The organism is Variovorax sp. 05L425 (genome assembly GCF_056397705.1).
In genome coordinates this window covers 213,491-237,904 of sequence record NZ_JBFTNY010000003.1, presented here as the reverse complement: position 1 = coordinate 237,904, position 24,414 = coordinate 213,491, and the positions used below count along the sequence as shown (strand labels likewise).

At 64.8% G+C, this 24,414-nt stretch carries 28 protein-coding genes; 5 read left to right on the top strand and 23 right to left on the bottom strand.

What is annotated here, in order from left to right:
- Position 1: 1 nt before the first annotated feature.
- From glxR to AC1DN9_RS05265, 8 genes are all read right to left on the bottom strand, one after another.
- Positions 2-880 carry a 2-hydroxy-3-oxopropionate reductase gene (gene glxR / locus AC1DN9_RS05300; RefSeq protein WP_478097947.1) on the bottom strand — a complete coding sequence of 293 codons (879 nt, stop codon included), beginning with the start codon at positions 878-880 and terminating at the stop codon, positions 2-4.
- Between the two features lie 13 nt (positions 881-893).
- Positions 894-1,691 carry an HpcH/HpaI aldolase family protein gene (locus tag AC1DN9_RS05295; protein WP_478097945.1) on the bottom strand — a complete coding sequence of 266 codons (798 nt, stop codon included), beginning with the start codon at positions 1,689-1,691 and terminating at the stop codon, positions 894-896.
- 14 nt (positions 1,692-1,705) lie between these two features.
- Positions 1,706-3,037, bottom strand: coding sequence for a glucarate dehydratase (gudD, locus tag AC1DN9_RS05290; RefSeq protein WP_478097943.1), 1,332 nt, complete (start codon positions 3,035-3,037; stop codon positions 1,706-1,708).
- Positions 3,038-3,064: 27 nt separating this feature from the next.
- Positions 3,065-4,027: a Bug family tripartite tricarboxylate transporter substrate binding protein gene (locus AC1DN9_RS05285; RefSeq protein WP_478097941.1), complete on the bottom strand. Its 963-nt coding sequence runs from the start codon at positions 4,025-4,027 to the stop codon at positions 3,065-3,067.
- Between the two features lie 96 nt (positions 4,028-4,123).
- Positions 4,124-5,155: a LacI family DNA-binding transcriptional regulator gene (locus AC1DN9_RS05280; protein ID WP_478097939.1), complete on the bottom strand. Its 1,032-nt coding sequence runs from the start codon at positions 5,153-5,155 to the stop codon at positions 4,124-4,126.
- 27 nt (positions 5,156-5,182) lie between these two features.
- The gene (locus AC1DN9_RS05275) at positions 5,183-5,989 is read right to left on the bottom strand and encodes a phytanoyl-CoA dioxygenase family protein (RefSeq protein WP_478097938.1); all 807 of its coding nucleotides are present in this window, start codon (positions 5,987-5,989) and stop codon (positions 5,183-5,185) included.
- 36 nt (positions 5,990-6,025) lie between these two features.
- Complete coding sequence (locus AC1DN9_RS05270) at positions 6,026-7,408, bottom strand: amidase family protein (RefSeq protein WP_478097936.1); 1,383 nt, start codon at positions 7,406-7,408, stop codon at positions 6,026-6,028.
- Positions 7,409-7,517: 109 nt separating this feature from the next.
- Positions 7,518-8,198 carry a histidine phosphatase family protein gene (locus AC1DN9_RS05265; protein ID WP_478098147.1) on the bottom strand — a complete coding sequence of 227 codons (681 nt, stop codon included), beginning with the start codon at positions 8,196-8,198 and terminating at the stop codon, positions 7,518-7,520.
- Between the two features lie 70 nt (positions 8,199-8,268).
- On the opposite strand from AC1DN9_RS05265, the gene AC1DN9_RS05260 reads away from it, so the two are divergent.
- Entirely contained in the window at positions 8,269-8,985 is a 717-nt protein-coding gene (locus AC1DN9_RS05260; RefSeq protein WP_478097935.1) for an alpha/beta fold hydrolase, read from the top strand.
- 18 nt (positions 8,986-9,003) lie between these two features.
- On the opposite strand, the gene AC1DN9_RS05255 is transcribed toward AC1DN9_RS05260, so the two are convergent.
- The 6 genes from AC1DN9_RS05255 to AC1DN9_RS05230 form a co-directional block, all read right to left on the bottom strand.
- Positions 9,004-10,041: a 5-oxoprolinase subunit C family protein gene (locus AC1DN9_RS05255; protein WP_478097934.1), complete on the bottom strand. Its 1,038-nt coding sequence runs from the start codon at positions 10,039-10,041 to the stop codon at positions 9,004-9,006.
- Positions 10,041-10,703: a 5-oxoprolinase subunit PxpB gene (pxpB, locus tag AC1DN9_RS05250; RefSeq protein ID WP_478097932.1), complete on the bottom strand. Its 663-nt coding sequence runs from the start codon at positions 10,701-10,703 to the stop codon at positions 10,041-10,043. Before pxpB ends, AC1DN9_RS05255 begins: the two co-directional genes overlap by 1 nt.
- The gene (gene coaD, locus AC1DN9_RS05245) at positions 10,700-11,203 is read right to left on the bottom strand and encodes a pantetheine-phosphate adenylyltransferase (RefSeq protein WP_478097931.1); all 504 of its coding nucleotides are present in this window, start codon (positions 11,201-11,203) and stop codon (positions 10,700-10,702) included. The genes pxpB and coaD overlap by 4 nt, the downstream gene beginning before the upstream one ends.
- Positions 11,204-11,248: 45 nt before the next feature.
- The gene (locus AC1DN9_RS05240; protein ID WP_478098145.1) at positions 11,249-11,848 is read right to left on the bottom strand and encodes an RsmD family RNA methyltransferase; all 600 of its coding nucleotides are present in this window, start codon (positions 11,846-11,848) and stop codon (positions 11,249-11,251) included.
- 100 nt (positions 11,849-11,948) lie between these two features.
- Positions 11,949-13,274, bottom strand: a complete 1,326-nt coding sequence (locus AC1DN9_RS05235; protein WP_478097930.1) for a M16 family metallopeptidase — start codon at positions 13,272-13,274, stop codon at positions 11,949-11,951.
- Positions 13,275-13,309: 35 nt separating this feature from the next.
- Positions 13,310-14,770 (bottom strand): M16 family metallopeptidase, encoded by a 1,461-nt coding sequence (locus AC1DN9_RS05230; RefSeq protein ID WP_478097928.1) that lies wholly within the window; start codon positions 14,768-14,770, stop codon positions 13,310-13,312.
- Between the two features lie 29 nt (positions 14,771-14,799).
- Here AC1DN9_RS05230 and ftsY point away from each other — a divergent pair, with 29 nt between their 5' ends.
- The 3 genes from ftsY to rpoH all read left to right on the top strand — a co-directional run bounded on the left by ftsY (position 14,800) and on the right by rpoH (position 17,626).
- A complete protein-coding gene (ftsY, locus tag AC1DN9_RS05225) occupies positions 14,800-16,008 on the top strand; it encodes a signal recognition particle-docking protein FtsY (protein ID WP_478097926.1) in 1,209 nt (402 codons plus the stop codon).
- Between the two features lie 78 nt (positions 16,009-16,086).
- Positions 16,087-16,548: an Mpo1 family 2-hydroxy fatty acid dioxygenase gene (locus tag AC1DN9_RS05220; protein WP_478097924.1), complete on the top strand. Its 462-nt coding sequence runs from the start codon at positions 16,087-16,089 to the stop codon at positions 16,546-16,548.
- A gap of 136 nt (positions 16,549-16,684) precedes the next feature.
- Positions 16,685-17,626: an RNA polymerase sigma factor RpoH gene (rpoH, locus tag AC1DN9_RS05215; protein WP_478097922.1), complete on the top strand. Its 942-nt coding sequence runs from the start codon at positions 16,685-16,687 to the stop codon at positions 17,624-17,626.
- 328 nt (positions 17,627-17,954) lie between these two features.
- Here the strand turns inward: rpoH and AC1DN9_RS05210 are convergent, their stop codons facing one another.
- Genes AC1DN9_RS05210 through AC1DN9_RS05190 form a run of 5 tightly spaced genes read right to left on the bottom strand, consistent with a single transcriptional unit; the run spans position 17,955 to position 22,184 of the window.
- Positions 17,955-18,584 (bottom strand): SCO family protein, encoded by a 630-nt coding sequence (locus AC1DN9_RS05210; protein ID WP_478097921.1) that lies wholly within the window; start codon positions 18,582-18,584, stop codon positions 17,955-17,957.
- Positions 18,581-19,486 (bottom strand): heme o synthase, encoded by a 906-nt coding sequence (gene cyoE / locus AC1DN9_RS05205; protein ID WP_478097920.1) that lies wholly within the window; start codon positions 19,484-19,486, stop codon positions 18,581-18,583. Before cyoE ends, AC1DN9_RS05210 begins: the two co-directional genes overlap by 4 nt.
- Complete coding sequence (locus AC1DN9_RS05200) at positions 19,483-20,730, bottom strand: COX15/CtaA family protein (RefSeq protein ID WP_478097918.1); 1,248 nt, start codon at positions 20,728-20,730, stop codon at positions 19,483-19,485. Before AC1DN9_RS05200 ends, cyoE begins: the two co-directional genes overlap by 4 nt.
- Before the next feature lie 7 nt (positions 20,731-20,737).
- Positions 20,738-21,463, bottom strand: coding sequence for an SCO family protein (locus AC1DN9_RS05195; RefSeq protein ID WP_478097917.1), 726 nt, complete (start codon positions 21,461-21,463; stop codon positions 20,738-20,740).
- Positions 21,405-22,184 carry an SURF1 family protein gene (locus AC1DN9_RS05190; protein WP_478097916.1) on the bottom strand — a complete coding sequence of 260 codons (780 nt, stop codon included), beginning with the start codon at positions 22,182-22,184 and terminating at the stop codon, positions 21,405-21,407. Before AC1DN9_RS05190 ends, AC1DN9_RS05195 begins: the two co-directional genes overlap by 59 nt.
- A gap of 51 nt (positions 22,185-22,235) precedes the next feature.
- Between AC1DN9_RS05190 and AC1DN9_RS05185 the strand changes: the two genes are divergently transcribed.
- Positions 22,236-22,457, top strand: coding sequence for a twin transmembrane helix small protein (locus AC1DN9_RS05185; RefSeq protein ID WP_478097914.1), 222 nt, complete (start codon positions 22,236-22,238; stop codon positions 22,455-22,457).
- 71 nt (positions 22,458-22,528) lie between these two features.
- Here AC1DN9_RS05185 and AC1DN9_RS05180 read toward each other — a convergent pair whose 3' ends face one another.
- Genes AC1DN9_RS05180 through AC1DN9_RS05165 form a run of 4 tightly spaced genes read right to left on the bottom strand, consistent with a single transcriptional unit; the run spans position 22,529 to position 24,414 of the window.
- Positions 22,529-23,410, bottom strand: coding sequence for a cytochrome c oxidase subunit 3 (locus AC1DN9_RS05180; RefSeq protein ID WP_478097913.1), 882 nt, complete (start codon positions 23,408-23,410; stop codon positions 22,529-22,531).
- 49 nt (positions 23,411-23,459) lie between these two features.
- Positions 23,460-23,669: a DUF2970 domain-containing protein gene (locus tag AC1DN9_RS05175; RefSeq protein ID WP_478097911.1), complete on the bottom strand. Its 210-nt coding sequence runs from the start codon at positions 23,667-23,669 to the stop codon at positions 23,460-23,462.
- Positions 23,666-24,295, bottom strand: a complete 630-nt coding sequence (locus AC1DN9_RS05170) for a cytochrome c oxidase assembly protein (RefSeq protein ID WP_478097909.1) — start codon at positions 24,293-24,295, stop codon at positions 23,666-23,668. The genes AC1DN9_RS05175 and AC1DN9_RS05170 overlap by 4 nt, the downstream gene beginning before the upstream one ends.
- Positions 24,296-24,303: 8 nt before the next feature.
- Complete coding sequence (locus tag AC1DN9_RS05165; protein WP_478097907.1) at positions 24,304-24,414, bottom strand: cytochrome oxidase small assembly protein; 111 nt, start codon at positions 24,412-24,414, stop codon at positions 24,304-24,306.

Sequence of the window (24,414 nt, the reverse complement as noted above, 5' to 3'; positions counted from 1 at the left end):
ATCAGCCCTTCGCGACTTCGTGCGCCGCCATTTGCTCCAGCGCCTTCACCAGCGCAGAGTGATCGAGTTGATCCCAACCGTGGGCGGCGCATGACTGCATCAGTTGTGCAGCCGAGGCCGTCTGCGGCAGCGCCACGTCCATCTCTTTCGCACCGGCCAGCGCCAGATTCAAATCCTTCTGGTGCAGTGCGATGCGGAAGCCGGGGTTGAAGGTGCGCTTGATCATCCGCTCGCCGTGCACTTCAAGGATGCGGCTGGCCGCGAACCCGCCCATCAGCGCCTGACGGACCTTCGCCGGATCGGCGCCTGCCTTGCTGGCGAACAGCAGGGCCTCGCCGACGGCCGCGATGTTGAGCGCGACGATGATCTGGTTCGCCACCTTGGTGGTCTGGCCGTCGCCGTTGCCGCCGACCAGCGTGATGTTCTTGCCCATCGCTTCGAAGAGCGGCTTGGCGCGCTCGAATACGGCCTCTTCGCCGCCCACCATGATCGTCAGGCTCGCCGCCTTTGCACCGACTTCGCCGCCTGAGACAGGCGCGTCGAGATAGTCGCAGCCGAGCTCGTTGATCTTTCTCGCGAAGCGCTTGGTCTCCATCGGCGCGATCGAACTCATGTCGATCACGAGCTTGCCCTTGGTGAGGCCGGAGGCGACGCCGTCTTCGCCGAACAGAACCAGTTCGACGTCCGGCGTGTCCGGCAGCATCAGGATCACGACATCGGCCGCGCGAGCGACGTCGGCGTTGGTCGCGCAAGCGGTGGCCGTCTTCAGCGCTTCGGGCACCTGGCGACGCGTGCGCACGAACATTTCGTGGCCGGCCTGCAGCAGGTTCTGCGCCATCGGCGCGCCCATGATGCCGAGTCCGATGAATCCGATTTTCATGATCGAAGTCCTTTCAGTAGGAGGTTGAGACCGAGGTGCCGTTCGCGGGCTGCGTGGCGCGCATCTTCGCGAGCACCTGCTGCGAGCCGGCGGCCATGAGCCGTGCATCCGAACTCACGGTGACGAACTGGAAGCCCTTGGCAATGCGCGCCAGCGCGCCCTCGGGCGTACCGTTGTGAATGCCGGCCACGAGACCGTGCGCCTTGGCGCGTTCGAGGATGTGGTCGATGGCCTGCGCGACCGGCGGGTCCACGTCGTCGAAGACCGGCCTGCAGCCCAGCGCGAGCGAAAGGTCCGACGGGCCGATGTACACCGCGTCCAGCCCCTCGACCGACATGATCGCGTCGAGGTTCTCGAGCGCCTGCGCGGTCTCGATCATTGCGAAGGTGACGATGGTGTCGTTGGCATGTTGCGGGTAGTCCGCGCCGCCGTACAGCAATGCCCGCACCGGCCCGAAGCTGCGTGTGCCGCGCGGCGCGTAGTGCGTGTAGGCGACCAGCCGTGCGGCCTCCTCGGGCGTGTTGATCATCGGGCAGATGACACCGTAGGCACCGGCATCGAGCGCTTTCATCAACGCGCCGGGATCAAGCCACGGTACGCGAACCACCGGTACGGCGTCCGTGGTCGAGATGGCTTGCAGCATCGGAATCATCGACTGGTAGTCGACCACCCCATGCTGCAGGTCGATGGTCAGCGAATCCCAGCCCTGGTGGGCCATCGTTTCGGCCGAAAAGCCGTTGGGAATCGCGAGCCAGCCGTTGACTGCGGCGCCTCCCGATTTCCAGAGTGCCCGCAGGCGGTTTTCTCTCATTCGGACTCCTTGGTTCAGCGGTCGAAGGCAGGGCGCTTCGGGTCGAAGGTCCAGCCGGGGATCAGACTCTGCATCGCGATCGCATCATCGCGCGATCCGAGGCCGTGCTGCTTGTAAAGCTGGTGGGCCTTTTCGACCTCGGCCATGTCCAGTTCGATGCCCAGCCCGGGCTTCTTCGGCACTTGCACCAGGCCGCCCTCGATGCGCAACGGCTCCTTCGTCAGTCGCTGGCCATCCTGCCAGATCCAGTGCGTGTCGATCGCGGTCACGCGCCCGGGCGCGGCGGCGCCGACGTGGGTGAACATCGCGAGCGAGACATCGAAATGGTTATTCGAGTGGGAGCCCCAGGTCAGACCCCAATCGCGGCAGGTCTGCGCGACGCGCACCGAGCCGGCCATGGTCCAGAAATGCGGATCGGCCAGCGGAATGTCCACCGACTGGAGCGCGAGCGCGTGGCTCATCTGGCGCCAGTCGGTCGCGATCATGTTGGTCGCTGTCGGCAGGCCGGTCGCGCGGCGGAACTCGGCCATCACCTCGCGGCCCGAGAAGCCCTCCTCCGCGCCGCAAGGATCTTCCGCATAGGCGACGACGCCGCGCATGTCGCGCATCAGGCGGATGGCGTCCTTCAGCAGCCAGCCGCCGTTCGGATCGAGCGTGACGCGCGCCTGCGGAAAGCGCTCGTGCAGCGCGACGACGGCTTCGATCTCTTCTTCTCCGCGCAGCACGCCGCCCTTGAGCTTGAAGTCGTTGAAGCCGTAGCGCTCGCGGGCGGCCTCGGCCAACCGCACGACCGCTTCGGGTGTCATCGCCTTCTCGTGCCGGAGGCGGAACCAGTCGTTGTCGGCCTGCGGGTCCCGCGCGTACGGGAGATCGGACTTGTCGCGGTCGCCAACGAAGAAGAGGTAGCCCAGCATCTCGACGGCATCGCGCTGCTGGCCCTCGCCGAGCAGTGCGGCGACGGGCACGTCCAGGTACTGGCCCAGCAAGTCGAGCATCGCGGATTCAACGGCCGTCACCGCGTGGATGGTGGTGCGCAAGTCGAAGGTCTGCAAGCCGCGCCCGCCCGCATCACGGTCCGCGAACTTCTGCTGGACCTGCTGCATCACGCGCTGGCAGCCACCGATGGACTGTCCGACAACGAGATCGCGTGCGTCTTCGAGTGTCTGGCGGATTTTCTCGCCGCCGGGCACTTCACCTATGCCCGTGCGGCCCGCGCTGTCGGTGAGGATCAGCAGGTTGCGCGTAAAGAAAGGGCCGTGGGCGCCGCTCAGGTTCAAGAGCATGCTGTCGCGACCGGCAACGGGGATTACGCGCAAGGCGGTGATGATGGGTGTGGAATTGGACATCGGATGGTCTCGAATTGGAATTGCGCGTCAATCGGCGGTGATCTTGCCGGTCTCGATCACTTTCTTCCAGCGCGCGGATTCCTGCTGCTGAAAGGCCGCGAACTGTGCGGGCGTGTTGCCGACAACCTCCAGCCCAATCGCCGTGAACTGCGTCTTGACGACCGGATCGTTGAGCGCGGCGACCACGGCAGCGTTCGCCTTGTCGCGCAAGGCGGGCGGCAAGCCCTTCGGCGCGACGATGGCCTGCCACGAATAGACCTCGACGTTCTTCACGCCGGCCTCGGCGGTGGTGGGCACATCGGGAAGCACGGGCGAACGCTTTTCGCCGGTCACGGCGAGCGCCTTGAGCTTGCCGGCCTTGATGTTCTGGAACACCGCGTTGACGTTCTGGAACGACGCGTCCACCTGGCCGCCGAGCAGGTCGGTGATCGCCGGCGCGCCGCCCTTGTAAGGCACGTGGAGACCGCTCGTTCCGGTCTGCTGCCAGAAAAGTGCAGCCGTCAGGTGGTCGCTCGATCCGTTGCCTGAAGACGCAAAAGTCATCTTGCCGGGGTTCGCCTTCAGGTACGCGATCACGTCGGCGACCGTCTTGTGAGGCGAACTGGCGGGCACGACCAGCACGTTGGGCGCCTGCACCGCGACCGTGATCAAGTCGAAGTCCTTGAAGGCATCGTATTGCATGCCCTTGATGAGGTGCGGTGCAATCACCAGCGGACCGAGCGAGGTGACGAGGAAGGTGGAACCGTCCGGTGCCGATCGCTTGACCAGGGTCGCGCCGATGGTGCCGGTGGCGCCGGCCTTGTTATCGACCAGGAAGGTCTGGCCCAGCTTGTCGGCCAGTTTCGGCGAGATCGCGCGCGCGACCATGTCGGTGGAACCGCCTGGAGGGAAGGGCACGACGAGTGTCACCGGCTTTTGGGGCCAGTCCTGCGCGTGTGCACCAACAGCGGCGGCCAGGCCGATCGCGAGGGGGATCAGTAACTTCTTCATGATGCTTTGTCTCTTTCAAATGGTAGCGCTATCTTTTAGGATGATAGCGCTACCTCAGGCATTCGGAAAGCGGTCCAACTCAGGGTTTGTACGAGGTCAGGTGCTATCTCGGTCGACGATCGAGAAGCCGATGTCGATCACGCGCTCATCGACCTGGCGCCCTTCCGCCCGGTCGACGATGAACTGCGCGGCTTGGCGGCCAATGGCCGCGCCGTCGATTCGCACAGTCGTCAAGGCGGGTTGCAGGTCGGCCGCGAATTCGAGATCGCCGAAACCGACGACTGCCAGTTGAACCGGCACCGAAATGCCCTGTGCCTGCGCCTCGATCATCACGCCCAGCGCCAGAAGGTCGGAACTGCAGAACACCGCATCGATATCCGGGGATTCGCGGAGCAATTCCGACAGCGCTGCCCGCCCGCTCTTCAGCGTGGTCGGCGCAGGCACCCGAATGACGGGCACTTCGCGCAAGCCCAACGCGCGCGCCGCATTCCGGAACGCCTCGTGGCGCCGCTGAGAGCGCTCGTCATCGCCCGCCACCACGGCCAGGCGGCCACGGCCCTTGTTGCGAAGGAAGTCGACCACCGCGCGACCGACTTCGGCATGGGAAAAGCCGACGAGCATGTCCAGCGGCGTGGGCGTGAGATCCCAGGTCTCGACCACCGGAATGCCGGCGGCCAGCAGACGCTTGCGACCCTCGGGCGAGTGCATGATGCCGGTGAGCACGATGCCATCGGGCCGGCGGCCGATGATGGCTTCGAGCAGCGCGTCCTCGCGCGAGTCCACGTAGCCGCTCTGCCCCAGCATCAACTGGTAACCGCGCTCGGCGAGTGCTTCGGTCAGGGACTGAACCGTCTGCAGGAAGACGGGGCCCGACATGGTCGGAACGACAGCAGCGACGAGGCGGCTGCGCGTCGACGCGAGCCCCCCGGCGAGCACGTTGCGCACGTAACCAGTCCGGCGGACGGCGTCAGTGACCTTTTTCAGCGCCTCGGCCGACACCTGCGATGGCGAACTCAACGCGCGCGAAGCCGTGATGGGCGCCACGCCGGCAAGCTTCGCGACGTCGTGCAGCGTGACGGCGCCGCTGCCCCGGCGGGTGCGGCGAGCGGGAGTGCCGTCTTTGCTCATCGGCACATTCTAGGCGCAAAGATAGCGCTACCGGTGGCGATGCCCGACTTCCAAATCGTTGTGGCCGCTTCGATCCACCCCTTTGAGCAGCCACAGCGGCCGCTCGGCGAAGTTGACGGCAACCCCGGTCTTCCCGTCCGCTGGTCGCAGATTGCGCTCGAAAACCGAGGTCGACGGCATGTACCGCAGCGCCACCCCAGTACGCCGCTTTGCCGAGGTGTTGGCCGTTGCACCGTGGATCATGAAGACGTCGTGCAACGACATCTGCCCCGGCTGCAGTTCAAGGTCGACTGCATTCGCTTCGTCGAAACTACCGGCAGCCATGCGCTGGTTGAGGGTCAGGTCGGAACGGTCCTCGTGCAGATGCTCGTGCAGAACCTGGGCGCGGTGGGACTGCGGGATCACGCGCAGGCAGCCGTTCTCGGTCGTCGATTCCTCGAGAGCAACCCAGACGGTGCAGTTGGCGAGCGGGCGGATCGGCCAATAGTGACCGTCCTGGTGCCACGGCGTTTCATAGCCCTCGGCCGGCGGCTTGCAGAAAACATGGCAGCCCCAGAGGATCACGTCGTCACCGATCACCCCGGACACAAGCTCGACGATCTCCGGGTCCATGGCCAGATCGAGGAAATGACGGCTGCCACGCACGCCCTCGCCGTTGTCGCCCTCGATATGCGCGGAAACCAGCTTTTCAGGACGCACGCCCGGGTTGTCGCGGATCAACGCATCCAGCGCATCGCGCATCATCGCGACGCGCTCAGGTGAGAGGCGGAATTGCGGTATGACCCAGCCCTCGGACTGGTACTGCTCGATCTCTTGCGCGGACATTCGGGCCATGGATGCGTCTCCTGCAAGGCGCCCATTATGGGGAAATCAGGCGCCGAAGCCGGGCGGCGCCACAAAGCCGCCGAATTCGCGCTCCATGGCCTGGGCGAAAGCGATCGTCGTGCGGTCTTCGAGGCGCGGACCGATGATCTGCATGCCGATCGGCAGGCCTTCCTCACTGAGTCCGATCGGCATCGCGGTTGACGGCAGCCCGGTGAGCGTCGCGATGCTGGACCAGGCCGATTGGTCCTTGTAGGGAATCTCCCGATCGTCGACGCCAAGCCGCCGCGTCTCGATGTCGCCGTGATCGTGCAAGAAGGCGGGCGTCGGCATGACGGGGCACAGGATGACATCCCACTGCCGGAAGAAATCCCGCCACTGGTGTGCGATCCCCATGCGCGCACGATCCGCGTGGATCCAGTCGCGATGGCTGATGCCACCCGAGTCGCCCGGAATGTCGGCGCTGATCAACGCCCACATCAACTGCCCCCAGAGCGATGCGACGTGTTCAAGGTCCGGCAGCAAAGGGCTCGCCCGCTCGACCCGGCAGCCGATGCGCGCCAGGTTGTCGCCCATGCGCCGCAGTGCCGCGCACACGGCGTTCGATGTGGGCACCATCGGATGCTCGTCGAGCAGCAGGACGCGAAACCCCTCGAGTGCCGTCTGCCGCGCGGGCGGCAGCGCAAGGCGATAGGCGAGCGCATCGGCGTCGTCCGGCCCTGCAACGACGTCGAGCGCCAGCATCAGGTCGGCCGCGCTCCGCGCCATGGGGCCCACCACGGCGAGGTCGATGTTGCCGCCCACGGACAGCACGGGCGTACCCGGCGGGGCGCAGCCACGCATCGGAACGAGACCGTGCGACGGCTTGTGCGCGAAGACACCGCAGCAGTGCGCCGGTACACGCAGCGAGCCGCCGAGGTCCGAACCGAATTCCAGCGACACGTAGCCTGCGGCCAGCGCAGCCGCGCCTCCGCCGGACGAACCGCCGGGTGTTCGGTTCACATCCCAGGGGTTGTTCGTCGTGCCGAAAAGAGGATTCGAGCTCTGCCAGTCGGCGAGATGCATCGCGACGTTGGTCTTGCCGATCACCACTGCACCTGCGGCCTTCAGGCGACGGACCAGGACGGCGTCTTCGGCGACCGGTACCTTTTCCGTGCCGGGTATGCCCCAGGTCGTCGGCAATCCCGCCACATTGAACGCCTCCTTGACCGTGACGGGGACCCCCAGCAGCGGGAGGCGCTCGCCGCGTGCCAACGCCGCATCGGCCGCGACCGCCGCCGTCCGCGCTCGATCGAAGTCGCGCGCGATGACGGCGTTGATCCGAGTGTCGAAGGTCTCGATACGAGCGATCGACCCATTCAGCAGTTCGACCGAAGAGATGCGCCCCGCTCGCAGATCGGCGGCGAGGTCGCTGGCAGTTGCGTAGTCCATGGCAAGCAGTCGGTTGGTTGCACAGATGGCGATGATGAGGGCGCCATCGTGTGCGCTCTTGATCTTCGTTGCGGCGTGCTTGACGAATCTTGCGATTCCGGAGGCAGCTTTACTTCTTGAGGCTCTTCAGGTGACGCCGCTGGTCATAGGTGGGCTGCTCCGGCAGGTCTGCGAGATGGCGGGTGTCGGCCCAATCGACGATCTCGATGACTTCCGGTGCCGAGGCGTCGGCAATGCGAATCCGGTTGAAGCCCGCATTGGGAATCTCGCTTTGGCGCGGCCCGTTCAGGCCGAGCCCGCGGGCGGTGCGCCAGACCATGTCGAGCACGCCGCCGTGCGTCACGACCAGCACGCGCTGCCCCGCATGGACAGTGGCGATGTGTCCGAGCGCCTCGATGATCCGGGCGTGGAACTGTCGCGGCGATTCGCCTTCGGGCATCGCGTGGTCTTCGCGGAACTGCAGCCAGTCCTCCCATGCGCGCGGATGCAGATTCTGTATCTCGTCGGCGCGCATGCCTTCGACGATGCCGAAGTTCTGCTCGCGCAACGCAACGGTGGTGACGATTTCCAGCGCCAGTTGCTGCGCAGCGGGCGCGGCTGTCTGCTGTGCGCGCATCAGGTCGCTGCTGACGAGATGATCGACCTGTTCGTCCGCCATGCGAAGGCCGAGCCGGCGCGCCTGCTCATGGCCCATGTCGTTGAGAGGAACGTCGACGTGGCCCTGGAAACGGAGTTCGCGGTTCCAGTCGGTTTCACCGTGGCGGATCAGAATGAGTTCGGTAGTGGGCATAGGCTGACGCGTATTGTCCTCGCAGCGGGTGACGGCGAGGTGTCCGTGCGCGATGGCGGAGAATTCGCCCATGCCAAGTCTTGTCCTGTTGCCCGGCCTCGCCTGCGACGAGCGCCTCTGGGAAGCCCAGATCCCCGCCCTGCCCTCGTCGCTCGGCGTTCGCGTGAGCGACGTGCACATGCGTCATGACCGCATTGAGACCATGGCCACTGCCTTGTTGTCGGAGCAAACCGGTTCTCTGATCCTATGCGGCGCGTCGATGGGCGGAATGATCGCCATGGAGGCAGCACGCCAGGCGCCCGAGCGCATCGCAGGGCTGGCGCTGCTCGGCACCAATGCGCGACCGGAGACGCCCGACATGTACGAACTCCGCAAATCGGCGATCGAACTGTTCGAGCACGGCGAGGCGCGCGACGTGATCGAACTCAACGCCGGCTTCGCCTTCCACCCCGTCCAGGCCGGCGATGCGGCACTCGTCCGGCGCTACGTCGACCTGATCCTCGACGCCGGCACCACGCAGCTGATCCGCCAGAACCGTGCGCTGATGGAGCGTCCCGACCAGCGACCGCATCTGGCCCGGCTGCGATGCCCCACGCTGGTGATGTGCGGCGACGGCGACCGCCTCACGCCTCCCGAGTGTTCGCGCGAAATTGCCGCGCTGATGCCCCACGCCGAACTCGCATGGGTCCCGCAGTGCGGCCACATGCTCACGATGGAGAAGCCGGAGTTCGTCAACACCGCACTCCGCCGCTGGCTGGAAAACCTGAACACGAGCACCGCCAGCTGAGTCCGCGCCGCAGCGCGTTCAATCGGCTTGAGGCTCCGCCGAAACGGACTTCCGCGCCGGTGCGATCCAATCCATGGAAGCAAGGCCTTGCGCGAGGTGCGCGAGATAGCGCTGCTGTTCATGCAAGGCGGCAAGCGCCTCCGCGGCATCGACCTGCCGGAATCGAAGACGACCGTCGAGCGGCGCCTGCGCCAGCTTCCACAGATCCGCCTGAATGATCACGCCGATGCGCGGATAGCCGCCCGTCGTTTGCGCGTCGCCCATCAGCACGATGGGCTGCCCCGAAGGCGGCACCTGGATCGTTCCGGGAATCACGCCCGACGACAGGATGTCGAGTCCGCGCTTGCGCTTGAGCTCCGATCCTTCCAGCCGGTTGCCCATGCGGTTGCTCCGCGGCGTGATGCGCCAGGGCTCGCGCCACAGCAGTTCGCGTGAAGCCGCTGTGAACTGCTCGTACTCAGGACCGGGCATGGCGCGCAAGACAATCGCGCCGTCGTCCACATTGACGTGCCATTGGGGCATGCGCACGCCGAATGGCCGCCTCGACAGCTGACCGGCACTCAGGGCTGACAGGCCCGACATCAAGCTGTCGCCTGCTTTCAGGAGCCGACCTTCATGGCCGCCGAACCCGGCCTTCAGGTCTGTACTTCGCGAACCGAGGATCACCGGCACGTCGATACCACCTGCAACCGCCAGCCAGGTCCGTAGGCCCATTTTCCGGCTTGAGCGATTGGCGCGCCCAAACTTGAGTGTCTGGCCGGCGCGCACGGGCACGCTCCAACCGGGCCAGAGGGGCGCGCCGTCCAGACGCGCGTCGAAGTCATCGCCAGTGATCGCGATGCGCGTCGCCGCATCGAAACGCAACTCGCATCCTCCCATCGTGAGTTCGAGCCCGGCCGCGCCGTCGGGATTGCCCGCGAGACGATTCGCCAGCACGAGCGCCAACGGATCGAGCGCGCCACCCGGACAGACGCCCAACTGCCGATGGCCGTGCCGGCCCAGGTCCTGCACCGAAGCCATCATGCCGGGGCGCAATACGGTGACGCCGACAGCCATCATGCCTCCACGCTTTCCACGGCGAAGCGCACATGGTCACCAGGCCTTAACAGGGTGGGCTCGGCGGCACTCGGATCGAACAGCTTCAGCGAGGTTCTTCCGATCAACTGCCACCCTCCGGGCGACGCCATCGGATAGATCCCCGTCTGCTCGCCGCCGATACCGACTGCCCCTGCAGGCACTTCCAGCCGAGGCGCGGACCTGCGCGGCGTGGCAAGCTCGGGCGCGAGTCCGCCCATGAAGGCAAAGCCCGGCAGGAAGCCGAGCAGGTACACCACGTAATCTCCCTCGCTGTGCCGCCGGACGACTTCGGACGGCGTGAGACCGGTGTGCAGGGCCACCTCCGCCAAGTCGGGGCCGAACTCGCCGCCGTAGTTGACCGGAATCTCGATGCGACGCCCCTCGATCGACGACGCATTCAACTGCGGCCACGCGGAAAGCACCTGCATCTCGAGCTCGGCGCTGTCGATCTGATCGGGATCGAAGAGCAGGCTCAGGTTGTTCATCCCAGGGAGCACCTCGCGAACGCCGCGCCACTGCATGGCTTCGGCCGCGAGCGCCCAGATCCGCTGCTGCTGCGTCAAGGTCGCCGGCGCGGGCAACTCACACACCAGGGCCGCCTCGCCGAGGGAGTGCAGGCGAAGCGGCACCGACTCGGTCATTCGCGGCCGAGGCTGCGCACTTTAGCCATCAGGCTTTCCTGCACTTTGGGCGACACGAACTTGTCGACTTCGCCGCCCAACATCGCAATCTCTCGTACGAACGTGCTGGAGATGAACTGGTACTTGTCGCTGGGTGTGAGAAACACGGTTTCGACTTCGGGCATGAGCGAGCGATTCATGCCGGCGAGTTGGAACTCGTAGTCGAAGTCCGTCACGGCGCGCAGCCCACGCACCATGGCTTTGCCGCCGCGCGCGACGACGAAGTCGCGCAGGAGGCCCGAGAAGCTTTCGACAGTGACCTGGTCGCTGAATGGCTTCACGGCCTCGCGCGCCATGTCGATGCGCTCCTGCAGCGTGAAGAGTGCCTTCTTGTGATGACCTGCAGCGACGGCGACGATGACACGGGAGAACAACTGGGTCGCGCGCCGGACCACGTCTTCGTGGCCGAGCGTCATGGGGTCGAAAGTGCCGGGATATACCGCGATCACGTTGCTGGTCATGGTTGCTTCCTCCTGATGCAGCCGCTCGCGGCCTGGTTCGGCGGATTATGCAGCCGCGTCCGCCGTGCGTTGAAGAAGGTGCGCGTGTACTGCACCGGCCTTCAGATGGCGATAGATCGTCAATCCCAGCACAGCGAGTTCGTCAACGTCCCACCGTTGCGCAGCTTCGAGATAAATCACGCCGCCGGGTCGCAACGCGCGCTCGGCTGCGCGCAGCGCGGGCACGTACAGGGCTGTGTTTTCGAATGGCGGGTCGAGGAACACTGCGTGCAGACTCCCGGCGGGGGCACGCTCCAGGGCAGTGACGCCGTTACCCCGCTCGACGCGCACGGCATCGGCGGTGAGCTTGGTCTTCAGCGTCTGCAACTGCGCAACGAGTGCCGGATCCTGTTCGCACAGCAGCACCGCGTTCGCGCCGCGCGAAGCAGCTTCGAGGCCCAGCGCACCGGTCCCGGCGAAGGCATCGATGCATTTCCACCCTGGCAACTCGCCGCCGCCAGCGCCCGCGAGGCTCGCGAGCCAATTGAAGAGTGTCTCGCGGACTCGATCGGGCGTGGGACGCAAGCCGGGTTTGTCGGCGACGGCCAGGCGAGTGCGCTTCCATTCACCGCCGATGATCCGGACGAAATGCGGCGCCTTGGCCAGCTTGGCAGAAGCGGCTGTCTTGGCCGCGGCGGGGAGAGGGGTTCGGGAAGTTGGCTTCACACGCAAAGCTTAACGGCACCGCGCCGAACCCCGGCGTTTGTCAGGGCTGGGCGCCCACAATCACAGTCACCATGCGGTCCGGCTGGAGCTTGCGCGCGAACGCGGCCTTGATGTCGGCCACCGTGACGGCGTTCATCCGGGCCGTCCACGTGTCGAGGTAATCCAGCGGCAAGTCGTTCCACGCGATGTTCGCGACATTGCCGAGCAGCTTGCGATTGCTGTCGAGCAGCAGCGGAAAACCGCCGATAAGGTTGTCCTTCGCGGCTTTCAGCTCGGCTTCGGTCGGTCCGTCGGCAACGAATTTCGCCAGTACCTCGCGCGAGACCTTCACCGCCTCCTCGGCCTGGTCGGGCCGCGTCTGGAAACCGATGCGGAAGGCGCCCGCATGCAGCCCCGGAGAGAAGCCGCTGTAGATGCTGTAGGTCAGTCCGCGCTTTTCGCGCACCTGCTCGGTCAGGCGCGACACGAACCCGCCCCCGCCGAGGATGTAGTTGCCGAGGTTGAGCGCGAAGTGGTCCGGGTCGGCGCGCCGGTAGCCAGGCTGGCCGATGAGCACGTGCGCCTGCGCCGAGTCGAACGGCAACCGCTCTTGCTTGGCCGCGGTGAGCGGCATCACCTCGGGCACGGCAGGGAGTTCGGCGCATGAAGACGAGGCCGGCAAACGGGACAGCAACGTCGTCGCGATGCTTTCCGCTTGCGGACGTGTCACCGCGCCGACGATGCTGATCTTGGCGCGGCAAGGGACGATGAGTTGCTCGTATCGGCGGCGCATGGCGGCGACGTCGATCTGCGCCAGGGTCGCCTCGGTCACGTCGAGGCCATATGGATGCGCGCCGTAGACCGCCTGGGAAAAGGCTCGCTCCGTGATGGTCGCCGGCTTCGTGTTGGCTTCCTTGATGGCCGCGTTGAGCCTCTCCCGCTCGCGCTTCCAGACATCCTCCGGAAAGGCCGGCTCGCCGATCTGGCGCGCCGCGAGCCGAACCGCCTTGTCGAGCAGCGCAGGCTCGGACAATGTTCTCAGCGTGAAACTGGTGCGTTCGGAACCGGCGCTCACGTCGAAATTCGCGCCCAGATCGGCCCAGGCTTCGCCGAGGGCGTTCTGGTCCATCGCCGGATCGCTTCCGCTCGCGCGCATACCCTTTTCGACCATCATCGCGGTCACGCTGGCAAGACCGGCTTGCGCGGGCGGGTCGCGACGGGCGCCGGCGTCGAAGTCCGCCTGGACATCGACGATCGGCAACGCGCTGGTTGCGGCGAGATAGATCTTGGCGCCGTTCGGCAAGGTCCAGTGCTGGATCGGTATGGCGGCGAAGGCGTTCGCGCCAAGAAGTACGGCAGTGCCGGCGAGGACAGCGCGGAGGGCCATCTTTGGAATCTTGAACATGGGAATGCAGCCCTCTTTCAGCGCAGATCGCCCGTCGGCGCTGCAAAGCCGCGCGGGCGGCCGTTTTTCTCGGGCGGCAAGGGCCGCAGGACGGCGGTCGTCATCTGGTCATCGCCGAAATACTTCGCCGCCACTGCCTGCACCTGCGCGGCCGTGACGCCCTGCAGGCGTTCGATGATCCGGGCGCTTGCATCCAGCGGAAGGCCCTGCACCCAGTTGCTGCCGAGTTCACGCGCTTGCGCCATGACGGAGTCGAGCTTGTAGGTCTCGCTGGCCACCCACTGAGTCTTCACGCGGGCCAGTTCGGCCTCGCCAATGCCGTCGCGAGCAATCCGCGCGACTTCTGCGCGCAGCGCGGTCTCGACAGCCTGGGCGGTCTTGCCTGCCGCCGGGACACCTTCGAGCACGAACAACTGCGGACCGCGGCCGACGAAACCGGAATAGGCCCCCGCCTGGTCCGCCACGCGATCGGGACCTTGCGTCAACGCGCGGTCCAGCCGAGCACCCTGGTAGCCGTCGAGCACCGCCGACAGCACCACGAGCGCGTAAGGATCGATGTCGCCCGCGAACTTGTCGGCGGGGTCGATCTGCGGCACACGGAACGCGAGCGACACATAGGCCTGCTCGGCCGGTGCCTTGAATTCGATACGGCGAACGCCGCGCTGGGCGGGTTCGGTGCGAGGCTTGCGCACCGGCAGCGCGCGCGCCGGGATCGAGCCATAGTATTTCTCGGCCATGGCGCGCACCTGCGCCACGTCGACATCACCCACCACGACGATCACCGCGTTCTCGGGCGTGTACCACTGCTTGAAGAAGGCGCGAGCGTCCGCAGGCGTCATGGCATCGAGGTCGCTCATCCATCCGACCACCGGGCGGTGGTACGGCGACGCGGTGAAGACAGCGGCGTTTTGTTGTTCGCCGAGCAAGGCGCGCGGCTGGTCGTCGGTGCGCATGCGGCGCTCCTCCTTGACGACCTCGATCTCGCGCTTGAATTCGTCGTCCGGCCATTGCATGTTGGCAAATCGGTCAGACTCCAGCTTCATGACCTGTTCGAGCTTTTCAACCGGGATCTGCTGGTAGAAGCCGGTGTAGTCGCGGGTCGTGAAGGCGTTTTCGCGTCCGCCGAGTGCCGCGACCCGCCGGGAAAACTCACCCGGCTTCAGGTCCTTGGTGCCCTTGAACATCATGTGCTCCAGAACGTGAGCAACGCCTGAAGTGCCGTCGACCTCATCCATTGAGCCGACACGAACCCAGAGCATCTGGACGGCGGTAGGGGCGCGGCGATCAGGCTTGACGATCAATGTCATGCCGTTGGCGAGCGTGAACTTCTGTGGCTCGGCCGATGCGGCGGCCGAAGGCGATGAGTCTGAATGGGGTGGGGGGGAGGACTGCGCGGACGCGGGCAAGATCCAAGGCGCCATCAGCACCGAGGCCAGCACCGCACCAAACGCTGCGCGGCGTGGCGAGGGGTGTTTCATAGAATGGCTCGGATTGTAAAAACGACTCAATGTTCAGTTTCTTCAAGAAAAAACCGCCCGCCGAGGCGCCAGTCCCGGCGCCCGAGCCCGAAGTTTCGCCGGTTGAACCCTCGGCGGAGCCTGCGGCACCCGCAAAGTCGGTCTTTTCGCCATCCACCTGGTTCGGGGGCCGTATCGCCTCGCCCGCGCCGGTCGTTCCGCCCGAACCGGAGCCTGTACCTGCGAAGTTCGAGGAACCGCTGGAGAAGTCACCGACACCGGTGCCAGCACCAGTGTTGGTGCCCCTGCCCCCGCCGGCAGCCGAAGTCGTAGTTCCGGCCGCCGAGCCGCCAGCAGCCGAACGCAGCGGTTGGCTCAACAAGCTCAAGAGCGGCCTGCGCAAGACCGGCAACAGTATCGCCGCCACCTTCGTCAACGCCCAGATCGACGACGCGCTCTATGAGGAGTTGGAAGAAGCGCTGCTGATGGCCGATACCGGCGTCAAAGCCACTGAGCACTTACTGGACGATCTACGTCGCCGCGTAAAGAGCAACATGGCGACCGACGCCGGGCAGGTGAAGGTCCTGCTGGCGGATGCGATCGCCGATCTGCTGCGCCCGCTCGAAAAATCGCTGGTGATCGGCCAATACACGCCGACGGTGATCATGGTTGCCGGCGTGAACGGCGCGGGGAAAACCACGTCCATCGGCAAGCTGACCAAGCACCTGGCCAACGAGGGCGCGTCCGTGCTGCTGGCTGCGGCCGATACTTTTCGGGCGGCAGCGCGGGAGCAGTTGCTGGTCTGGGCGGACCGGAACACTGTCGAAATCGTCAGCCAGGAGGGCGGCGACCCCGCCGCGGTGAGCTTCGACGCGGTCAACGCGGGCAAGGCGCGCGGCAAGGACGTGGTCCTGGTCGACACAGCCGGCCGGCTGCCGACGCAGATTCACTTGATGGACGAGCTGAAGAAGATCAAGCGGGTCGTCGCTCGCGCCGATACGACCGCGCCGCACGAGGTGCTCCTCGTGATCGACGGCAATACCGGGCAGAACGCACTGGCCCAGGTCAGGGCATTCGATGAGGCGCTCGGCTTGACGGGTCTGGTCGTTACCAAACTCGATGGCACTGCAAAGGGCGGCGTCCTGTGCGCGATCGCTCGCGAACGGCCTATCCCGGTCTATTTCATCGGGGTCGGCGAAAAGCTGGAAGATCTGGAAACCTTCGACGCCCGGGAGTTCGCCCAGGCCCTGCTCGGATAGGCGCGGGTCGCGGCCGGCCCATTGGTGGCCGGAAGCTCAGTCTGGCATCATGCCCCGACAGAAGAACGAGGAGACACCATGAATACCGCGGCAACACCGCTGACGGGCGCCGATCGCAAGGTCGATCGCCTGCTCGCGTACTATGGCGAGAGCCATCGCAACCCGACAAACGAAGCCATTCACATGGTGGCCATTCCGGCGATCATGCTGAGCATCGTTGGCTTGCTCTTCGCGTTGCATCCCTGGGTGGCCTACGCCTTCGTGGCGGCCAGCCTCGTCTACTACGCCACCCTGCGTTCGCCGGCCTTTCTGGTCACCATGATCGGCGGGACGGCGATCCTCTTGGCAGCCATCCACGCCATGGGCGACCTTGTATTGCCCGTTTCCGCCGCTATCTTTGTTGTCGCATGGGCTTTCCAGTTCATCGGCCACAGGATCGAAGGCAAGAAACCCTCATTTTTCGAAGATATCCAATATCTCTGGGTCGGCCCGCTTTTCGTACTTTCGAGGCTATTTCTGCGCCTCGGTATCCGCTGGTAAGCCCGCCGCCGGAACAGCTTGGCCAGCTTTTCGACGGGTTCAAGCTATCAGCCTCATTGAAAGTAGGTGGGAACCCTGACCTTAGCACTCCCTCTAATCGAGTGCTAATATGGTCACCAACAAAGGAGTTTCCCGAATGACATCATTGTCTGGAGCCTCTGCCAACCAGCTCGCCGTCGCCAATCCCTGGTCGATGGTGCCGTCGCTGGGTAACCTGGACGCCTATATCTCGGCAGCCAACCGGCTGCCTTTGTTGACGCTCGAGGAAGAGCAGGGTTTTGCGCGCAAATTGCGCGACCATAACGACCTGGAAGCTGCCAGTGCGTTGATCCTGTCGCACCTGCGGCTCGTTATTTCGATTTCCCGCCAATACCTGGGCTATGGTCTGCCGCACGGCGACCTGATCCAGGAAGGCAATGTCGGCCTGATGAAGGCCGTGAAGCGCTTCGACCCCGACCAAGGCGTGCGGCTGGTCAGCTATGCCATGCACTGGATCAAGGCTGAGATCCACGAATACATCCTGAAGAACTGGCGCATGGTCAAGGTCGCGACGACCAAGGCCCAGCGCAAGCTTTTCTTCAATCTGCGCTCGATGAAGCAAGGTTTCAAGGCCGACGCGGCCGCCCTGGATGGCCATACGCACCGTGACACCCTGAGCGCGGACGAAGTCACGCAGATGGCGACCCGCCTCAACGTGAAACCTGAAGAAGTCCTGGAGATGGAAACGCGCCTCTCCGGCGGCGATGTGCTGTTGGACCCCAGTCCATCCGACGATGGTGATGAGGGCTTCGGCCCCATCGCTTACCTGGCCGACGCGAGCCAGGAGCCGACCGCGCAGATCGAATCGCGGCAGCGTGATCGGCTGTCGACGGACGGCATCTCAACCGCGCTGGCATCCCTGGATGACCGCAGCCGCCGCATCGTCGAAGAGCGCTGGCTCAAGGTGAACGACGACGGCTCGGGCGGCATGACGCTTCATGACCTGGCTGCGGTTTACGGCGTGAGCGCCGAACGCATTCGCCAGATCGAGGTCGCGGCCATGAAGAAGATGAAGAAGGCGCTCGCGGAATACGCGTAAGCCGTCTTTCGCTGCCATCGAACCCGGCCCGCTGGCCGGGTTTTTTCTTTCTAAGCTGACTCGGGCGCCTGCTTCGACAGCGTCCGCAGGGCGCGGCGCACGATGTAGTGCGTCTCCGGAACATCGCTTTCCGCACGCCAGCGCGCGCAAGTCTCCTCGGCCCAAGCGGGCTGCGTCCGGCTTGCATCATTGAGCCAGTTTGCGACCGAGTTCTGGACGTACCGACTGGGATCTGATCGCAGCGGCTCCAACAAGGCGATGCATCAGGGCGATGCGAAAGGCGCCTTTGCGCTGCCTGAGATGATCGACGCTGGCCACGGCGCCGAACTCAGGACTTGAGCAGTGCCTTGATGTCGGACACCATCGCTGGAACTCCCGCGCCATAGCGCGCATAAAGCCTCAGGCGACCTTGCGGGTCGTAGACGAAGCTGGCAGCCGAATGGTCCATTGAATAGCTGGTAGGCGTCTTGCCTTCGACCTTCTTGTAGTAGACCTTGTAGTCCTTTGCGAGGGGCGGGAGTTGCTCGGGCGTCGGAATCAGTGCAACGAACGAGGGATCGAATGCCCCCATGTAGGCCTTCATGACGTCCGGCGTGTCACGCTCCGGGTCCACCGTGACGAACAGCACCTGCAGCTTGTCGCCGTCGCTGCCCAGTTGCTGTTTGACCTGCGCCATTTCCGTCATGGTCGTCGGGCAGACATCCGGGCACTGCGCATAGCCGAAGAAGAGCACCACCACCTTGCCCTTGAAATCCGCCATCGTTCGCACGCGTCCATTGGCGTCGGTCAGCGAGAAGTCCTTGGCGAAGTCCGCGCCGGTGATATCGACCGCATTGAAGGTCGGCTTCGCTTCGGTGCAGGCCGTGAGGTTGATGCCCGCGATGGCGGCAACGCCAAAGGTGGCCGCCACCATGGCGATTCTGCCGAGAGCCTGACGCTTGCTGATGGATTGGGTCATCGGAGATAGTGGTCGACGAGCAGCGCAGCGAACAGCACGCTCAGGTGAATCAACGAAAAGCGAAAGGTCTTGCGCGCGAGCGCATCGGAGTAGTTTCGCCACAGTGCGAAGGCGTGCCCGGTGAAGCCGATGCTGACGCCGAAGGCAACCACCAGATAGAGCCAGCCGCTCATGCCATAAATGAAGGGCATCAAGCAGGCCGCGAAAAGAATGAAGGTGTAGAGCAACACCTGCAGGCGCGTGAATTCGTTCCCGTGCGTCACCGGCAACATCGGCAAGCCCGCCTTGCGATAGTCCTCGACCCGATAGAGCGCCAGGGCCCAGAAGTGCGGCGGCGTCCACAGGAAGATGATGAGGAAGAGGATGAGCGCTTCCGGGCTCACTTCGCCGGTCATCGCGGCCCATCCCAGCACGGGCGGCATCGCGCCTGAAGCGCCGCCGATCACGATATTCTGGGGCGTCAGCGGCTTGAGGATCACGGTGTAGACCACCGCATAGCCGACGAAGGTCGCAAAGGTAAGCCACATCGTCAACGGATTGACGGCAAACCATAGAAGCGCCGAGCCAGCGGCGCACAGTGCGGCCGAAAAGAGCAACGCCTGCCGGTCGCTCAGCTCGCCCCGCGCCGTCGGGCGCCACGCGGTTCGCTTCATCTTTGCGTCGATGCCCTTTTCGACCAGGCAGTTGAATGCCGCCGCAGCGCCCGCGACCAGCCAGATGCCGATGCACGCCAGCGCACCCTGCTGCAATTCAGCAAGGCCCGGGACGCCCGGCACCGCGAGCACCATGCCGATCAGCGCACAGAAGACAATCAGTTGGACGACACGGGGCTTGGTCAGCGCGTAGAACTGGCGCAGCACACTGACGGTCGTCGGACCGTGCAAGGAAGCCGGCGCGCTCATCGAGTAACCTCCGTGCTCCGCACTGCGGTGCGAGCTTGCTTGGGGCGGCCCGGCGCGGCGCATGCGACCTCCATTCGTTCGCCGCGCGCACCGGCGCCGGCGGGCGCCAGCACACGTTCGCGCCGGCTTTCGCACAAGGTCCAGGTCAGGACAACTGCAAGTGCTGCGGCGCCGCCTGTGTGCAGGACGGCCGCGACGAGTGGCCACCCGAGGAGCACGTTGCCCAAGCCAGTCGCAAGCTGGAGCAGCGCGAGCCCTGCCAACCAGCGGCCCTGCGGCTGCAGGGCCCTCACGCGATGCAGAGACCAGGCAAGCCCGGCAATGGCGATGAAGACGACGTAGGCCATCAACCGGTGCGCATAGTGAATCGCTGTCAGCGCCGCGAAGTCGATCGGAACGCCATCAGCGGTTTCGCCCAGATGGCGCCATAGCTGGAAGCCCTGCGCGAAATTCATGGGTGGCCACCAGCTGTTCTGGCATGTCGGGAACTGAGTGCAAGCCAGCACTGCATAGTTGGTGCTGACCCAACCGCCGAGCGCAATCTGCAGGACCAGCAGCGCTGTTGTCGCGATCAGCAGGTTGCGCAAGGACGAGGGCACCGGTGTGGGCAAACGCTGCGTTGCATCTTGCTGATAGCGCACGGCCTGAATGCATAGCAATGCCAGCAGGACGACCGCACCCAACAGATGAAGCGTGACGATCGCGGGAAACAGCTTCCACGTGACGGTCATGGCACCGAACGCGCCTTGCAGGCAAACCCACACCAGCGTGGCCGCGGGCCACCACGGGCTCAAAGGCCGAGCGCCGGCATGACCGGACAGGCGCTGGCGCCGCCGCGCGACCCAGGTCGCAATGGCCAGCGCAAGGATGAGGACTCCGACGCCAGTGGCGAGATAACGATGGACCATCTCGACCCATGCCTTGCTGTGCGTGACCGGCCCCGTCGGTTGCGCTGCCTGTGCCATCGCGATGTCGTGACGGGCACCGACGGGGCTGGCGTTTCCGTAGCAGCCCGGCCAGTCGGGACAGCCGAGGCCGGAATCGGTGAGACGCGTGAAGGCACCAAACAGGGTGAGGTCGAATGTCAGGAACAGCGTGAGCACGGTCAGCGCGTGCAGTCGCCGCGCCGGGCCCGCACCGGCGTTGCGCCGCCAAACCCAGATCAGCGGCCCGAGAGCGAGCAGCACACCGACCGCCATGAGCCAGGCGATGGGGGTGAGGTCGTAGAGCGAGGTCGTATCCATGGTTGACTCAGCGCCCCGGCTCGTCCCAGGAGGCGGAGGCGCGCAACAACCTGTCGAGATCGCGCTTGGCGCGGCTGGCACCAGCGGTATCCATGCGCGCGGGGAAACGCATCATCCAGTTGCCCATTGGGTCGACGACGTAGAGATGATCCGCCAGCGCGTGGCCAGCGCTGGGCGCGAGCCACTGCGCGAGTTGGTCTGGCGGCACGCGGACAACCGTCGCCCCACGCAAGGCCGCCTCGAGGCGCGCCGGGATCGGCGCCGCATCGCTGACGAACCAAACGCGGTCCACGCGTTCCTTTTCGCGGCCGAGACTTTCGCGAAGCTGGCGTTGCAGATAGAGCTGCTGCTCGCAGAGCGAGTCGCATGCCGCATCGGCAACAGCGACCAGCAGCCACTGGCCCTTGAGTGCCGGGAGCATGACCTTCGCGCCATCGGGCGACGTGCCCGCGATGTTCGGTACCGGACGCTGCGGCTCCGCCAACTCGCCATAGACGCTCCGGCCTTCCGGCCGAATGACGTAATAGGTGAAGTAAGAGGCAATCACCGGCGCCGCGCAGCACAGCAGGACGATGATCATCTTCCAGCGGCCGAGCGCCGTCCGGCGCCCTTCGGCTCCTGCAAGCGCCTGCCGCGGCGACGGCATGGAATGGACCGTCAGGCCGAGCGGCTCGTCAGCGGCGGCTTGCAAGACGTGCGCGGCGGTAGGGGGCGATGAGTTGGAACCAGACATAGAGAAATACGACGAGGGCCGACAACCCGAACCACTGGAACGCATAGCCGTAGTGTTTTTCAACACCGAGTGCGGGAGCCGGCCAGTCGCGCTGCAGACCCTCGGAAGTCTCACCGGTCTGCTGCAGCGAGACATCGGTCCGCAGGGGTAGACCGGTCTCGGCCCGATACGCTTCAAGGTCGAGATTCTGCCGGATGGGCGAAGACCCCGCGGCACCAGGCGTTGACGTCCCTTGTTCGGCCTTGCCCAAGTCCAGCAAACGCGCCGGCGGTGGGGCAATTCTTCCCGTCACTTCGACCAGCCCGGGCGGCGTCTCGACCGGCTCCAAGTGGGTCCTGTCGGTGAAATTGCGCTGGATCCAGCCACGCTGGATCATGACCGTCTGATTGGTGCCCTCGATCGCAAACGGCGTCAGCACGTAAAAGCCGGGCACACCATGCATCTGCCGATTGTCGAGATAGACGGTGTGCGGTGTCAGCCAAAGCCCCCGCAAGCGGACTGGGCGATGGAGCGTGGACGAAGCGCTTTCCAGTGCAAGAAAGGCTTGTTGATCAAGCGGCGGAAGGCTCTTTTGCGTATCGATTTCCGCCTGGATGGCCTCTTTTTGCGCAGCGCGCGAAAGCTGCCAACGGCCCAGCGAAACGGTGCCGGCAATGGTGATCACGGCGATGGCGGTGATCAGCCAGAAGCGGCCGCCACGCGTGCGAGGTCCGGCGGCCAAGATATCTGTGTTCAAACCATGAGGCGGCCTCTGCGGCCGATAATGTGGGTCATGAAATACTTTGTCGCCCTCGCCTTTGCGGGCATCTTGGCGAGCCTCGGATTTGCGCTGTTCTTCATGCTGAGGGACGGGCGCAATGGCCGCGCCAAAAGTGGTGGCATGGCGCGCGCGCTGACCGTTCGGATTGCGCTGTCGGTTGTTTTGTTCCTTTGCATCCTGGTGGCCTGGAAACTGGGCTACATCCAGCCAGGGGGCCTTCCGGTCGGCAAGTAGCTGCTGCTCGTTTTCGTAGAACCATGAAAAAAGCGCCTTGCGGCGCTTTTTTCTTGTGCCGTCGTTCGTATTCAAAGCCAGTAGACCGTGATGTACAGGCCGAGCCACACAACGTCGACGAAGTGCCAGTACCAGGCTGCGCCCTCGAAACCGAAGTGGCGCTCAGGTGTGAAGTGCCCCGCACGAATGCGGAGCGTGATGAACAGCAGCATCAGCATGCCGATGAACACGTGCAGCCCGTGGAAGCCGGTCAGCATGAAGAAGGTCGAGCCGTACGTGCCAGAGCTGAGCTTGAGGTTCAGCTCGGTGTACAGATGATGATATTCGTAGCCCTGAACGCACAGGAAGGTCAGTCCCAGCAACACGGTCAGCCACATGAACCGGACGGTTTGCGCGCGATGACCGGCACGCAGGGCGTGGTGGGCAATCGTGAGCGTTACACCGGAACTCAGCAGCAATGCCGTATTGATGGTAGGCAGCCAGAAAGGCCCAACCGTCTGGAACGGTTCGACAATGTCGGCCGGCGATCCGGTCACACCGGCGGCCACGGTCGGCCATACCGCCTTGAAGTCCGGCCACAGGATGGCGTTGTCGAGGCTACCAAGCGCAGGCAGCGCATGGGTGCGCGCCCACCACAGCGCGGTGAAGAAGGCGCCGAAGAACATCACCTCCGAGAAGATGAACCAACTCATGCTCCAGCGGAAGGAGAGGTCGACCTTGTAGCCATACTTGCCGCTCTCGCTCTCGCCAATCGCCGTCCGGAACCACACGAACAGTGTGCCGAGCCAAGTGATCATGCCCAACAAGAGCGACCATGCGCCCCATTGATGACCGTTGATCCACTGGGCTGCTCCCAGAATGACAAAGAGCAGGCCCGTCGCGGCCATGACCGGGTAGGCAGAGGGCCCGGGCACGAAGTAGTAGGGCGTGGTGCCTTGCGTGGTTGAACTCATATCAGGTCCTGGCTTTCTTCTCTCGGTTCAGATTCTGTGGGTGTTTTCTTCAGGATGCGGCGACCCAGCGCACGAACAGGATCAGGGCGCAGACAAAAAGGGCCACGGCAACGAGCGCAACCACAATGATGTGCAATGGGTTGAGCTTCGTAACGTCATCCTGAAACCCGCTGTTCTTGCGCACGCCGAAAAACGACCAGCCAACAGCCCTGATCGTTCGCCACAGCGATCCCTTGCGCGGTGCAGCGGGTGCGGTCATGAGCGTGGCTCCGTCGTCGGTCCGGCTGCGGCGTTGGCAGCGACAGGCGCTGCCGGCGTCTTGCCGCCGACCTCGAAGAAGGTGTACGACAGCGTGATCGTCTTGACGTCCTTGGAGATCTTGGGGTCGATCACAAACGCGACAGGCCACTCCTTCTTCTCGCCCGGATCCAGCGTGTACTGGTTGAAGCAGAAGCATTGCAGCTTGTTGAAGTACGGTGCCGCCTGCTGGGGCGCGTAGCTCGGGATGGCCTGCGCGGACATCCGGCGATTCTGTACGTTCTGGAACTCGTACATCACGGTGTGGAGCTCGCCGGGATGCACTTGCATCGAGTTCTGCGCGGGCTTGAAGTCCCACAGACCGCGAACGTTCGCATCGAACTCCACGGTGATCGTGCGACTCATGTCCACCTGCGTGTTGTCAGGCACACGGACGCTCTTGCCGCCCGACGCCCCGCCGGGGACTTCGAGCTCCGAGAGCGCCAGGATATTGATGCCGGTCATCTCGCAGATGGCCCGATAGACCGGTACCAGCGCATAGCCGAAGCCGAACATGCCGGCCGCCACGACGGCCAGCTTGCCGACCATTCGGACGTTTTCGCGACGGATGCGTTGACCGATGGCCATGGTCCCGCCTAGTGGCCGATCCAGGCCATGCGGATGATGAAACCGATGAAGAACAGCAGCGCGATGGAGGCCAGCGTGAGCCCCATGCGGCGGTTGCTCCTCTTTTGTTCAGGTGTCAT

What these genes read in the sequence shown, in the direction of transcription:
- glxR (WP_478097947.1), bottom strand. Translation starts at nt 880, where the DNA reads ATGAAAATCGGATTCATCGGACTCGGCATCATGGGCGCGCCGATGGCG.
- AC1DN9_RS05295 (WP_478097945.1), bottom strand. Translation starts at nt 1,691, where the DNA reads ATGAGAGAAAACCGCCTGCGGGCACTCTGGAAATCGGGAGGCGCCGCA.
- gudD (WP_478097943.1), bottom strand. Translation starts at nt 3,037, where the DNA reads ATGTCCAATTCCACACCCATCATCACCGCCTTGCGCGTAATCCCCGTT.
- AC1DN9_RS05285 (WP_478097941.1), bottom strand. Translation starts at nt 4,027, where the DNA reads ATGAAGAAGTTACTGATCCCCCTCGCGATCGGCCTGGCCGCCGCTGTT.
- AC1DN9_RS05280 (WP_478097939.1), bottom strand. Translation starts at nt 5,155, where the DNA reads ATGAGCAAAGACGGCACTCCCGCTCGCCGCACCCGCCGGGGCAGCGGC.
- AC1DN9_RS05275 (WP_478097938.1), bottom strand. Translation starts at nt 5,989, where the DNA reads ATGGCCCGAATGTCCGCGCAAGAGATCGAGCAGTACCAGTCCGAGGGC.
- AC1DN9_RS05270 (WP_478097936.1), bottom strand. Translation starts at nt 7,408, where the DNA reads ATGGACTACGCAACTGCCAGCGACCTCGCCGCCGATCTGCGAGCGGGG.
- AC1DN9_RS05265 (WP_478098147.1), bottom strand. Translation starts at nt 8,198, where the DNA reads ATGCCCACTACCGAACTCATTCTGATCCGCCACGGTGAAACCGACTGG.
- AC1DN9_RS05260 (WP_478097935.1), top strand. Translation starts at nt 8,269, where the DNA reads ATGCCAAGTCTTGTCCTGTTGCCCGGCCTCGCCTGCGACGAGCGCCTC.
- AC1DN9_RS05255 (WP_478097934.1), bottom strand. Translation starts at nt 10,041, where the DNA reads ATGGCTGTCGGCGTCACCGTATTGCGCCCCGGCATGATGGCTTCGGTG.
- pxpB (WP_478097932.1), bottom strand. Translation starts at nt 10,703, where the DNA reads ATGACCGAGTCGGTGCCGCTTCGCCTGCACTCCCTCGGCGAGGCGGCC.
- coaD (WP_478097931.1), bottom strand. Translation starts at nt 11,203, where the DNA reads ATGACCAGCAACGTGATCGCGGTATATCCCGGCACTTTCGACCCCATG.
- AC1DN9_RS05235 (WP_478097930.1), bottom strand. Translation starts at nt 13,274, where the DNA reads ATGGCCCTCCGCGCTGTCCTCGCCGGCACTGCCGTACTTCTTGGCGCG.
- AC1DN9_RS05230 (WP_478097928.1), bottom strand. Translation starts at nt 14,770, where the DNA reads ATGAAACACCCCTCGCCACGCCGCGCAGCGTTTGGTGCGGTGCTGGCC.
- ftsY (WP_478097926.1), top strand. Translation starts at nt 14,800, where the DNA reads ATGTTCAGTTTCTTCAAGAAAAAACCGCCCGCCGAGGCGCCAGTCCCG.
- AC1DN9_RS05220 (WP_478097924.1), top strand. Translation starts at nt 16,087, where the DNA reads ATGAATACCGCGGCAACACCGCTGACGGGCGCCGATCGCAAGGTCGAT.
- rpoH (WP_478097922.1), top strand. Translation starts at nt 16,685, where the DNA reads ATGACATCATTGTCTGGAGCCTCTGCCAACCAGCTCGCCGTCGCCAAT.
- AC1DN9_RS05210 (WP_478097921.1), bottom strand. Translation starts at nt 18,584, where the DNA reads ATGACCCAATCCATCAGCAAGCGTCAGGCTCTCGGCAGAATCGCCATG.
- cyoE (WP_478097920.1), bottom strand. Translation starts at nt 19,486, where the DNA reads ATGAGCGCGCCGGCTTCCTTGCACGGTCCGACGACCGTCAGTGTGCTG.
- AC1DN9_RS05200 (WP_478097918.1), bottom strand. Translation starts at nt 20,730, where the DNA reads ATGGATACGACCTCGCTCTACGACCTCACCCCCATCGCCTGGCTCATG.
- AC1DN9_RS05195 (WP_478097917.1), bottom strand. Translation starts at nt 21,463, where the DNA reads ATGTCTGGTTCCAACTCATCGCCCCCTACCGCCGCGCACGTCTTGCAA.
- AC1DN9_RS05185 (WP_478097914.1), top strand. Translation starts at nt 22,236, where the DNA reads ATGAAATACTTTGTCGCCCTCGCCTTTGCGGGCATCTTGGCGAGCCTC.
- AC1DN9_RS05180 (WP_478097913.1), bottom strand. Translation starts at nt 23,410, where the DNA reads ATGAGTTCAACCACGCAAGGCACCACGCCCTACTACTTCGTGCCCGGG.
- AC1DN9_RS05175 (WP_478097911.1), bottom strand. Translation starts at nt 23,669, where the DNA reads ATGACCGCACCCGCTGCACCGCGCAAGGGATCGCTGTGGCGAACGATC.
- AC1DN9_RS05170 (WP_478097909.1), bottom strand. Translation starts at nt 24,295, where the DNA reads ATGGCCATCGGTCAACGCATCCGTCGCGAAAACGTCCGAATGGTCGGC.
- AC1DN9_RS05165 (WP_478097907.1), bottom strand. Translation starts at nt 24,414, where the DNA reads ATGACACCTGAACAAAAGAGGAGCAACCGCCGCATGGGGCTCACGCTG.